Raw genomic sequence first — 12,254 nt, 5'->3', positions numbered from 1 at the left:
GACTCAAAGCCGGGTGGCGCGGGTGCGCACCCCGGGTTCTGCCATCGCCTGCTGGGCTGCCACCAATTGCAGCTCATAGGCGCCCGCCAGCCAGGTCTGGGCCAGCACCGCATCCACGCTGGCGTTGGTGCGCTCAAACGCCAGCACGGGATCATGTCCCGCCAGCAGATTGGCCAGCATGGTGGCACTGAGCAGATCCCCCACCCCTATGGGCTGGCGATGAAATGCATAGAGCGGGCGCGAGATGTGAAACGCGCCCGCATCGCATACCAGCACCATCTCGAACCTGTCCAGGCTTAACCCGGCCCGCCCCAGATGCTTGACCATCACCAGCTTGATCCCCTGCTCGCGCAACTGCTGACAAGCCGCCAGCACCTCGGGCACATTGCTTATCTCACAGCCGGTCAGCTGTTCCAGCTCCAGCAGATTGGGGGCCAGCATGTCGGCCTGGGGCAAGGCCCGGGTTTTAAAGAATTCGCTGACACCGGGTGCCACTATGCAACCCTTGTCGGGGTGACCCATCACGGGATCACAGAAATAGAGGGCGTTTGGATTGAGCGCCTTGAGATGGGCCACCGCCGCCAGTATCTCCTCCCCCTGTTCGGCCGAGCCGAGATAGCCGCTCAAGAGCGCATCGCACTGCCCCAGCACGCCTATGTCGGCAAGCCCCGTCATCAGCTGGCGGATATGGCCGCCGGGCATCACCATCCCCTGCCAACCTTCGCTGTACTGGGTGTGGTTGGAGAACTGCACCGTATTGACGGGCCACACCTCCATCCCCATGCGGCGCATGGGAAACACGGCTGCACCGTTGCCGGCGCAGCCGAACACCACGTGGGATTGAATGGAGAGAATTCGCTTCATGATGGCGACTCACGCAAAAATGGATAAAAAACACAGGGAAAAACGGGCCTCTCGGCCCGTTGTTGTCACTCTCGATTAACGCAGCACCTTGACGGTGTAGCTGCCATCGGCCTGACGATAGAGGCCGTGGATATCGGTCTCGAAGCCCGGGTAGTGAGCCCCGATCTCGCACAGCATCTCGAGGAACTCGAGCACCGGCAGCGAATCGCTGGTCACCATCTCGCCCGGCAGTACCAGCGGTACTCCCGGCGGGTAGGGCAAGATCATGTTGGCGCTGATGCGGTTCACCATGTCACGCAACGGCACCTCTTCCAGATTGCCGGCCAGCTCCTGCTGCCAAGCGGCATGCGGCGTCATCTTCATCTCAGGCAGCACGTCGAACGCCTTGAACATCAGCTCCGGCAGACGGTATTTGCAGGTCAGATCGTGGATGCTCTGGGCCAGCTCCTGGATGCGCATCCCTTCGTAGAAGCTCGGGTCTTCACGGTAGAGGCTCGGCAATATGCTCTTGATGGTCAGGTTCAGGTCATAGCCGCGCTTGAACTCGGTCAGGGCGCGCAGCAGCTGCATCGCCTTGGACTGATCGATGCCGATGGAGAACAGGAACAGCATGTTGTAGGGGCCTGTCTTCTCCACCACTATGCCGCGCTCGTCCAGGAACTTGGAGACCAGGGAGGCAGGAATGCCGTTGTCCAGCAGCTTGCCATCACGACCCATGCCCGGGGTCAGCAGGGTGACCTTGATGGGGTCGAGGTACATGTGGTCATCGTCGATGCCGTTAAAACCGTGCCAGTCATCTTTCGGATCCAGCTTCCAGCACTCGACTGTGTCTATGTTGTCCGGCTGCCATACGTCGAAGAACCAGCCTTCGCTCTGATCACGCAGACGCTTGATCTCTTTGCGGAAGGAGACGGCGCGATCGATGGAGTCCTTGATCAGCCGCTTGCCGGTGTTGCCCCGCATCATGGCGGCGGAGATCTCGGTGGACGCCACTATGCCGTACTGCGGCGAGGTGGAAGTGTGCATCATGAAGGCTTCGTTGAAGGTCTCTTCCTCCACGTCACCCTTGATGTGGATCATCGAGGCCTGGGAGAAGGCCGCCAGCAGCTTGTGGGTGGACTGGGTTTCGTAGAACACCTTGCCCGGCATGGCGTCGCCGCTCATGCCGCACTTGCCTTCGTAGATGGGGCTGAAGTTGGTGTAGGGCACCCAGGCGCTGTCGAAGTGGATGTAAGGGGTATCCAGCGCCTCCTTGATGAAGCCGGTGTTGTAGAGCAGGCCATCATAGGTGGAGTTGGTGATCACGGCGTAGCGCGGCGCCTGGGCGCCCGGGGTGGCGGCGACCTTGGCGGCTATGGTTTCGCGGCTGAACTCGCTCTGCGGTATACCCCCCAGAATGCCGTAGGCGTTGCGGGTCGGACGGAAATAGAGCGGGGTCACGTCACTCATCATCATCAGGTGAGTCAGGGACTTGTGACAGTTGCGATCCACCAGCACTGTGCTGCCGGCCGGCGCGGAATACATGCCGACTATCTTGTTGGCGGTGGAGGTGCCGTTGGTGACGATATAGGAGCGATCGGCGTTGAAGGTACGGGCGATATACTCCTCGGCTTCCTTGTGCGGACCCGAGTGATCCAGCAGGGAGCCCAGCTCCGGCATTGAGATGGAGACGTCCGCCTTGAAGGCGTTGGGGCCGTAGAAGTCATAGAAGATGCTGCCGGCCGGGCTCATCTGGAAGGCGGTACCGCCCATGTGACCCGGGGTACAGAAGGTGTATTTACCCTCTTCCACGTACTTGAACAGCGCCTTGGTGAAGGGTGGCAGTATGGCGTCCTGATACTCCTGAGTGGCCTGACCCATCTTGAGGGCGATGTCGTCGGCCATGCCGAGACGGTACTCGAAGAAGTGCACGTTCAGACGCAGGTCGGTCAGGTGAATGTCCAGGGTGGACTGGTCGTTGGCGAAGGCGAAGATCGGCAGCTTCTCGTTGCGATCGTGGATCTCCTTGCACAGGCCGAGGGAATATTTGTCCCAGTCGAAGATGGCGCCGCAGACACGGGGGTTCTTCTCAATCAGCTTCAGCAGGTCGGCCACGTCGACCGGGTATACAACCTGAAAGCCTTTACGCTCGAGGGAGGCTTGCAGCTGGCGAATGGGTTCTTCTTTGAAGAACACGCCCAGGTGGTTGAGGATGGCAATGATATTCATCGTGATACTCCACACGTAGAGGGGCGCTCTCCATCAGGGATGGTGAGTGAAGAGCGCTCGGAAAAGGGAAACGAAATCAGTGGCTTGCTTGCTCTTTGAGCAGGGCGTCGTGTTGACGCAGGCCCTGTTTTTTGGCGTAGAACATCAGGATGATGAGCGACACCACGAAGGTGGCAGTGAGGTTGGAGCCCTGGGCGCCCATCAGGGCCACCAGACAGAAGACGCAGGCGACGCCGGAGAAGATCATGGTGCCTATGCTGCGGGAGGTCATGCCCTCGAAACGGATGAGGTTAATGCTGGAGTAGAAGTAAGGCAGCATGGTCAGCAGCACAGCATCGGTAGTCAGCACGTTGAACAGATCGGCGGCGTGAGCGGACTGGGAGGTGAAGGCAGTCAGGCCGATCATCAGCGCAGTCATCTTGAGGGAGCCGAGGATCAACCCCTTCTTGGCGACGCCGTTTTTGTCCAGCTCACCGTAGATCTTCGGGAAGTTGCCATCGTGGGCTGCGCGCTTGCCCGCCTCGCCCACCAGCATCATCCAGGAGCCCAGCGAAGTGAAGCAGGCCAGAGCGGTGAAGGCGGAGACGAACGGCGCAGACCAGTTGCCGAAGATGGCGGAAGAGGCCATGGCAAAGGGGGCGCCGGAGGCTGCCACTTCACCGGCCGGGAACATGCCGCTGATCACCTGGGTGGAAAGTATGTAGATGACGCCGGCAATACCGGTACCTAGCATGGTGGCGAGCGGTACGGTACGTTTCGGGTTCTTCACCATGCCGGAAGAGACGGCGGCGGATTCAACACCCACGAAGGACCAGAGGCAGATCAGCACGGCGCTGATGACAGCATGCAGGTCGCTGCCGCTGGTGGTGTTCCAGTTCTGGCTGTAGACGCTGGTATCAAAATGTCCCCAGCCCATCACGGCGGTACCGACCACAGGCAGCAGGATCAGCACCAGGCCCAGGGTACAGAGGCGGCTCACCCAGCTGCCGCCAAGCAGGTTGACGAAGGTGAAGATCCAGACCGCCGCTATGGTAGCCAGGGCCGCCGGGATAGGGTTGTTGAGGATGGGGAAGAAGACCGACAGGTAGGAGACGCCGGTAATGGCGATGGCCAGGTTGCCAATCCAGTTGGCGTGGTAATAGAGCACACCGGTCTGGAAGCCGAACACAGGAGAGATCTCGCCGGCGTAAGCGATGGGGCCACCCTCTTGCGGATTTTTGGTGGCGAGGCGGGCAAACACGAAGGCAAGGCCCATGGCGCCAACCAGACAGATGGCCCAGCTGAATACAGAGATGGAGCCGATAGTGGCCAGGGCCGAGGGCAGCAGCGCTATGCCGCTCCCCATCATGTTGCCGGCCACCACACCTGTACAGGCGATGAGGCCAATCTTCTTGCTCGTATCTAGGGACATAAAATCTCCGGGTCGATATTAAGGCATCAAACACACGCTTGGCGGAGCGTCCCGCCAACGAATGGCCACAGACTAGGCCTCTGTGCCCCGGAAAACATAAAGACCCGCTAAGGGATAAAAACATGAGTGAACTTTTTTCGCCCCACGACATAAATCAATAAAAACTAATTAAAAACATAATGTTGGACGCAAGGCGCCAAGCCGTCTTGATAAATCCTTGATATCCCAGCCCCCGCTTGAGAGGTCCGTCAGGCCTCAGTCGATACACCTTGATATTTTTCATGATGCCCTTGCGGCCACGAGGTGCCCCATTCAACCCCCTTTGCCCTGAAACCTCGGCCAGGCCGCTGGTTGAAACCTCGCCATCCTCCCACCCGCCACGCGGCTCAAGGGATAAGCGGACGCCTCCCGGCAATGGCCGCCCTTGACTGGGTAATCCGAAGGGAGGGCAAGCATCAGGACGACACAACCGCGAGCGGAATAATGAAGAAGGGAGCAGGCCCTGGATCGGCCATCTGCACAGGGGTAACGGCAGACCCCTGAGGGGTAGACAAAGATGCCATGGCCCGGAGCCAGTGGCAGGGATAGGAATAGGGACAGGAATAAAGAGAGCGGCTGGCAGCCAGGTCATCCAAGGCTGGTCATTGCCGGGCTGCCGCACATCAGGCGGCATATAAGCAACAGGCTGCCCCAAGGCAGCCTGTCTGGCTGAGCGCAACCTCTGCGGTCAGCAAAGCGGCATGTTGCCACGCCTCAGAACAGCTTCACCTTGCTCTGGCCCAGTGCGTTGAACAGGGCGGGAGTCAGGGTTTCCATGTTGCTGTAGAAACCGAGTCGCTGGCAGAGCAGATAGGTCTGCTCGGTCGCCTCCATCAGGAAGGCCTGACTGTAGGCATCTCCCGCCGCCTCGGGGCGGCCATCCAGCTCAGCCAGCTTGCCGAGCAGTATGTGATAGAGCACTGAGCGGCCCCGGCTGGCTGCCTGCGCCAGCAGGCGATTCGCCTGCTGCTGCTGGCCGTCCAGTATCGCCTGCAGGGTCAGCGCCTCCCATACCCGTGCCGGCAGCAGGCCGCCGTCCTGCACCAGACTGGCCAGATGGGTACCAATCCCCTGCAGTCGTTCACTCTCGGACTGACCGGCCAGGGTTGCCAGCGCCTCCCCCGCCAGATAGCGCTCGGCCAGCAGCAGCGGCTGATCCGGTTGGCTTGCGAGGGACTTGTCGAGCAGATCGATGCCGCGCTTGAGCGCCACCGTATCCTGGCTGTTGGTGTAGTAGTGCGCCTCCATCATGGCCATCAGGGCGGCATCGTCGGTGGGCCAGCCCATGCCGGGCAAGGCGTCCGGCTGATCGAGGGCGCGCAGCAGATCCTGGCTGCTCGCCTGCAGCACGGCATGGACGTTGTGGCGACTGAGCTGATACTGGTGGCTGAACAGCACCCGGTTGGTGTTGATGTTGCGGTATTCCAGATCCAGATAGGTGCCGCCGGGCTGACGGGAGACCCGTACGCTCAGCTCCTTGCCGGGCAATATGCCCCCCATCAGGGTATTGGCGCCGTACTGCACCCGCAGCGGCGTGGCGGCCGCCACCTCCCCCATCAGGGCACGGGTGATGCCGTCGGCCAGGCGCACGTTCTCGTTGTCACCCTCCATGCCGGAGTGAAAGCGAAACACCAGCAGGTTTGGATCCAGCATGGAGTGCACCTGGGGACTGGTGTGCTGGTAGCTGAGCAGGCTGACGATGGTGACCAGGATGACGGCCACGAAGATGTCGAAACTGATCATCTTCCAGCGGCTGCGGCCGTCCTGGGCCCGGGTCGAGATGGCGCGGGTCAGGGGACCGGCCGGGAAGGGGGCCACCCCACTGATCGCTTCCTCATCCTCGTCATCGGCAGGCGGGCTCAGGTCGGAGAGGGTCGAGTTGGCCGTCGGAGCTGACCTGGCATCTGCCATCACCACGGAAACCACCTGCAAAGGTTGCAATGGCCGTACCGGCGCCACCAGCTTGTAGCCACGCTTGGGCACTGTGATGATGTAGTCGGTCGCATCAAAGCGGCCATCTTTGAGGATCTTGCGCAGCTCGAAGATGGACTGGGTGACCACCTGATCGGTGACCTCGGCCCCGTCCCACACCTCGTTGATCAGGGAGTCGCGAGCAAACACTGTGCCGGCATTGCTCGCCAGAAACCGCAACAGATTGACCAGCCTGGGCTCGAGGTAGACCTCGCGATCGGGGCGACACAGCATGTTGTCGTCAACGCTCAGGGTCCAGTCATGGATCTCAAAAACCGATTCGCTCATGATTCACTCGCTGCAGATGAAGACGATGCACGATGAGAGTGACGCAAGACCAGAGGCAGGCGGAACCGGGAAAACAGTGTCGCCGAAACAGTGAACATGCCTGAGGGTCAATCCTGTTTACGTCTGAAGGGCATCCTTGCGGGTATTCCAATCGGGCCGATCGGAAGCGGTCACTTTAAGCAAAACGGGAGCGGGATCCCACTTTTTTTGGCCACTAACCGCCGCTCAGTTGATCCGACACGGGGGTTTTCGGCAAACATCGTGCCAACTGGTATCCATATGAAGAGTATTTATCCCGGACCCAAAAAAGAAGGCCCCCGCAGTGCGGGGGCCTTCTGGCATGTCGGAATGAAGCCGGTGCTTAGCAGTAGCCGTAGCCCATCAGGCGCTGGTAACGCTGCTCCAGCAGCTGATCGGTCTCGAGCGGACGCAAGGCGTTCAGATCCTGCTGGATGCGATCCTTCAGGCGCTTGGCCATCAGCTCCACATTGCGGTGGGCACCGCCGAGGGGCTCCTCGACTATGCTGTCGATGAGTTTCAGCTCCTTCAGGCGCTGGGCCGTGATGCCCATGGCATCGGCGGCGACCGGTGCCTTGTCGGCGCTCTTCCACAGGATGGAGGCGCAACCTTCCGGCGAGATGACGGAGTAGGTGGAGTATTGCAGCATGTTGACGCGATCCCCCACGCCTATGGCCAGGGCGCCGCCCGAGCCGCCCTCACCAATCACGGTACAGACCACGGGCACGGTCAGACCGGCCATGACCTTCAGGTTGCGGGCGATGGCTTCGGACTGGCCACGCTCCTCGGCACCCACGCCGGGATAGGCGCCCGGGGTGTCGATGAAGGTGATGATCGGCATCTTGAAGCGCTCGGCCATCTCCATCAGGCGCAGGGCCTTGCGGTATCCTTCCGGACGCGGCATGCCGAAGTTGCGCTTGATCTTCTCCTTGGTCTCGCGACCCTTCTGCTGACCAATCACCATCACGGGTTCGCCGTCGAGACGGGCGATGCCGCCGACGATGGCCTTGTCATCCGCATAGGCGCGATCGCCAGCCAGCTCGTCGAAGTCGGTGAAGATGTGCTCGATATAATCGAGGGTGTAAGGACGCTGAGGATGACGCGCCATCTGGGATACCTGCCAGGCCCCCAGATCGCCGAAGATCTTCTTGGTCAGCTCTTCGTTTTTCTTCTCCAGCCGGCGAATGTCTTCATTGAGATCGACAGCACTGTTGTGCTCACTCACATGACGGAGTTCATCAATCTGCGCCTGCAACTCGGCAATTGGCTGTTCAAAATCCAGAAAAAGACTCATAGGGCCTATAGATCCTCTAATCAAAAACCAATTCAACCCGCTCTCGTCCAAGCAGGACTCGCAAGTCATCTATCAGTTGATCGGTGGGCGTCACCCGCCACTCGGTACCGAGCGTCAATCGCACCCGGGAGCCGGGGCGACGATAGTTTACCTGAACCGGACAGACTCCGGCACGGGCGGGTTCCAAAATCTCGCACAAACGCGGGAAAAAGCGATCATCAATCCGCTGTTCATCGAGGGAGATGCGGATTGCCCTGGCAAAACGCTCCCTCGCATCGTTGATATCCAGTAATTCACGGGCCGACATTTTAAGGCCACCGGAGAAGTCATCAAAGCTGACCTGTCCAGAAACCACCAAAATACGGTCTTTTTGCATCAATTCTTCATATTTTTCCAGCGCCTCACTGAACAGGGTCACGTCGAGACGGCCGGATCTGTCGTCCAGGGTGAAGATCCCCATCTTGTTGCCGCGCTTGGTCACCATGCTGCGGGCCGCGATCACCAGCCCCGCCGCCGTGGTCACGGTATCGCGGGAGGTGGGGTGCAGATCGCACAGGCGACCCGAGGTGTAGCGACGCAATTCGCCGCTGTACTGGTTGATGGGGTGACCGGTCAGGTAAAGACCGAGCGTCTCCCGCTCCCCTTCCAGCCAGATCTTGTCAGGCCAGTGCGGTACGTTGGCGAACGCCTTCTTGACGTCGTCAATCTCCTGGGTCAAGACACCAAACATGTCGACCTGGCCCACCGCCTGCGCCTTGGCATGCTGCTCGGCGGCGCGCATCGCCTCCTCCAGCGTCGCCATCAGGGCGGCGCGGTGCGGGCCGAGCCTGTCCATGGCGCCGGAGAGAACGAGCTTTTCCATCACCCGCTTGTTGATCTTCTTGATGTCGACCCGATTGCAGAAGTCGAACAGATCGCGGAAGGGTCCGTCCTGATCCCGGGCGCTGAGAATGGCGTCGATGGGGCCTTCCCCCACCCCCTTCACGGCCCCGATACCGTAGACGATGTGGCCGTCTTCGTTGACGCTGAAGCGGTAACGACCGGTATTCACATCCGGCGGTATGACGGTGAGCCCCATGCGCTGGCACTCGTCCACCAGGGTCACTATCTTGTCGGTGTTGTCCATGTCGGCAGTCATGACCGCCGCCATGAACTCGGCCGGGAAGTGGGTCTTGAGCCAGAGCGTCTGGTAGGAGACCAGCGCATAGGCGGCGGAGTGGGATTTGTTGAAGCCGTAGCCCGCAAACTTCTCCACCAGATCGAAGATCTTCACCGCCAGCTCGCCGTCGACGCCGTTCTTGACGGCGCCTTCCTCGAAGCCGGAGCGCTGCTTGGCCATCTCGGCCGGGTTCTTCTTGCCCATGGCCCGGCGCAGCATGTCCGCCCCACCGAGCGTATAGCCCGCCAGCACCTGGGCTATCTGCATCACCTGCTCCTGATAGAGGATGATGCCGTAGGTAGGCTCAAGGATTGGCTTGAGGCTCTCGTGCTGCCACTTCTCGTCCGGGTAGGAGATGGCCTCCTTGCCGTGCTTGCGCTCGATGAAGTTGTCCACCATGCCCGACTGGAGCGGGCCCGGCCGGAACAGCGCCACCAGGGCTATCATGTCCTCGAAACAGTCAGGCTGCAGCCGTTTGATGAGGTCCTTCATGCCGCGGGATTCGAGCTGGAATACCGCCGTGGTCTCGAACCGCTGCAGCAGATCGAACGACTTCTTGTCGTGGATGGGGATGGCGGCGATGTCGACCGGCGGCTTGCCCTCCTTGGCCAGGCGCGGGTTTATCATGCCGAGCGCCCAGTCGATGATGGTCAGGGTACGCAGCCCCAGGAAGTCGAACTTCACCAGGCCGGCGTATTCAACGTCGTTCTTGTCGAACTGGGTGACAGGGTGATTGCCGGAGTCATCGCAATAGAGCGGCGCAAAGTCGGTGATCTTGGTGGGCGCTATCACCACGCCACCGGCGTGCTTGCCGGCGTTGCGCACCACCCCTTCCAGCCGGCGCGCCATGTCGATGAGGTCCTTGACCTCCTCGTCCTGCTCGTAGAGCTCGGGCAGCTTGGGCTCGGCCTCGAACGCCTTGGCGAGCGTCATGCCTGGATCCGGCGGTATCAGCTTGGAGATGCGATCGACAAAACCATAGGCGTGGCCCAGCACCCGGCCCACGTCCCGCACCACCGCCTTGGCCGCCATGCTGCCGAAGGTGATGATCTGCGACACCGCATCCCGGCCATACATCTCGGAGACGTGCTCTATCACCTCGTCCCGTCTGTCCATGCAGAAGTCGACGTCGAAGTCGGGCATGGAGACCCGCTCGGGGTTGAGGAAGCGTTCGAACAGCAGGTCAAATTCCAGCGGATCGAGATCGGTGATCTTGAGCGCATAGGCCACCAGCGAGCCTGCACCCGAGCCCCGGCCCGGTCCGACGGGAATGCCGTTGTCCTTGGACCACTGGATAAACTCCATCACTATGAGGAAGTAACCCGGGAAGCCCATCTGGTTGATCACCTTGAGCTCTATGTCGAGGCGCTCGTCGTACTCGCCGCGCTTGGCGACGCGAACCTCGGGATCAGGGAACAGGAAGGCGAGCCTGTCCTCCAGACCCTCCTTGGACTTCATTACCAGGAAGTCTTCGGTGGTCATGTCGCCGGTCGGGAAGTTCGGCAGGAAGTATTCACCCAGGCGCACAGTCACGTTGCAGCGCTTGGCGATCTCCACCGTGTTCTCCAGCGCCTCCGGGATGTCGGCGAACAGCTCGGCCATCTCCTCCTGGCTGCGCAGGTACTGCTGCGGGCTGTAACGGCGCGGGCGACGCTTGTCCATCAGGGTGTAGCCATCGTGGATGGCAACCCGGATCTCGTGGGCGTCGAAGTCTTCGGCGTTGAGGAACACCACCTCGTTGGTTGCCACAACCGGCAGCTCGAACTCGGTGGCGATGGCCACCGCCATGTGCAGGTAGACCTCTTCGTCGGGTCGGCCGGTGCGCAGCAGATCCAGATAGTAGGCGTCGGGGAAGTGGGTCCGGTAGAAGGCGAGGCACGACTCCGTCATCTGCCGGTTGCCCTTGAGCAGGAACTTGCCCACATCCCCCTCGCGCCCGCCCGAAAGCACTATCACGCCCTTGGCGTGATCGGCGAGCCAGGCCCGGTCGATGACCGGGCGCCCCTGCACGTGCCCGCGCTGATAGCCGCGGGAGATGAGCAGTGTGATGTTCTGGTAGCCATCGTTGTCCATGGCCAGCAGAGTGAGGCGGAACTGCTCGTCGCCGAGCTCCTCGCTCTGCACCCAGAAGTCGGCCCCGACGATGGGCTTGATGCCCTTGCCGTGGGCGGCGCCATAGAAGCGCACTAGGCCGCACATGTTCATCTGGTCGGTCAGCGCCAGCGCCGGCATGTTGTTGGCCGCTGCCGCCCCGACTATGGGGGCAATCTTCTGCAGGCCATCGACCATGGAGAAGTCGGAGTGGATCCGCAGGTGGATAAAACGGGGTTCAGCCATCGTCATACCCTCTCGTTGCACAGAGTGGCGTGCATGTCGTGATGCCGGCAGCTCTGCATGGTTTACTCGATCCCCAGTGCACGGCGCACCGGTTTGAAACTCTGCCGATACTCGGGCAAGGGGCCGCGCTCGGCCAGGATGGCAAGGTGCTCAGGGGTCGGATAGCCCTTGTGACGGGCGAAACCATACTCGGGATGACGGCTGTCCAGCTCGGTCATCTCGGCGTCGCGGGTCACCTTGGCCAGAATCGAGGCGGCGCTGATGGCGGCCACCAGGCTATCCCCCTTGACCACGGCGCGCGCCTCCATCGGCAAGCTTGGGCAGCGGTTGCCGTCGATAAAGACCAGATCTGGGGTGATGGACAAGCCCGCCACGGCGCGCTGCATCGCCAGCATGGTGGCGTGCAGTATGTTGAGCTCGTCTATCTCCTCAGGCGTGGCGCGGCCGATGGCCCAGGCCAGCGCCTTGGCCTTGATCTCGTCAAACAGCGCCAGCCGTTTCTTCTCGGAGAGCTTCTTGGAGTCTGCCAGCCCGACAATGGGGTTGGCGGGATCCAGGATCACGGCGGCGGTGACCACGTCACCCACCAGAGGGCCACGCCCCACCTCGTCCACACCGGCAACCAGCCTGTCTTCGGGAATATCGATCATCATCTTGCAGCCTTG

The 12,254-nt window shown here is 61.1% G+C and carries 7 protein-coding genes; all 7 read right to left on the bottom strand.

Annotation, left to right across the window (positions count from 1 at the left end; all coding sequences use genetic code 11):
• Positions 1 to 3: 3 nt before the first annotated feature.
• Positions 4 to 864, bottom strand: coding sequence for a pyridoxal kinase PdxY (gene pdxY, locus AACW87_RS05315; RefSeq protein ID WP_241324395.1), 861 nt, complete (start codon positions 862 to 864; stop codon positions 4 to 6).
• Between the two features lie 75 nt (positions 865 to 939).
• Positions 940 to 3,072, bottom strand: a complete 2,133-nt coding sequence (locus AACW87_RS05310) for a lysine decarboxylase CadA (protein ID WP_241324393.1) — start codon at positions 3,070 to 3,072, stop codon at positions 940 to 942.
• Positions 3,073 to 3,148: 76 nt separating this feature from the next.
• Entirely contained in the window at positions 3,149 to 4,483 is a 1,335-nt protein-coding gene (gene cadB, locus AACW87_RS05305; RefSeq protein ID WP_043554782.1) for a cadaverine/lysine antiporter, read from the bottom strand.
• Between the two features lie 753 nt (positions 4,484 to 5,236).
• Positions 5,237 to 6,781 carry a lysine decarboxylation/transport transcriptional activator CadC gene (gene cadC, locus AACW87_RS05300; RefSeq protein ID WP_241279214.1) on the bottom strand — a complete coding sequence of 515 codons (1,545 nt, stop codon included), beginning with the start codon at positions 6,779 to 6,781 and terminating at the stop codon, positions 5,237 to 5,239.
• Positions 6,782 to 7,142: 361 nt separating this feature from the next.
• Positions 7,143 to 8,093 carry an acetyl-CoA carboxylase carboxyl transferase subunit alpha gene (gene accA / locus AACW87_RS05295; RefSeq protein ID WP_042867203.1) on the bottom strand — a complete coding sequence of 317 codons (951 nt, stop codon included), beginning with the start codon at positions 8,091 to 8,093 and terminating at the stop codon, positions 7,143 to 7,145.
• Between the two features lie 16 nt (positions 8,094 to 8,109).
• On the bottom strand, positions 8,110 to 11,589 hold the full coding sequence (gene dnaE, locus AACW87_RS05290) for a DNA polymerase III subunit alpha (protein ID WP_241325006.1): 3,480 nt from the start codon (positions 11,587 to 11,589) through the stop codon (positions 8,110 to 8,112).
• A gap of 62 nt (positions 11,590 to 11,651) precedes the next feature.
• Complete coding sequence (rnhB, locus tag AACW87_RS05285) at positions 11,652 to 12,242, bottom strand: ribonuclease HII (protein WP_156994823.1); 591 nt, start codon at positions 12,240 to 12,242, stop codon at positions 11,652 to 11,654.
• Positions 12,243 to 12,254 lie beyond the last annotated feature (12 nt).

Origin of the sequence: Aeromonas sp. MR7 (assembly GCF_963899385.1) — a bacterium.
In the GTDB taxonomy this organism is placed as follows: Bacteria; Pseudomonadota; Gammaproteobacteria; order Enterobacterales; family Aeromonadaceae; genus Aeromonas; species Aeromonas bestiarum.
Note: the sequence above shows the minus strand (reverse complement) of the source record. Positions and strands in the feature narration are given on the sequence as shown.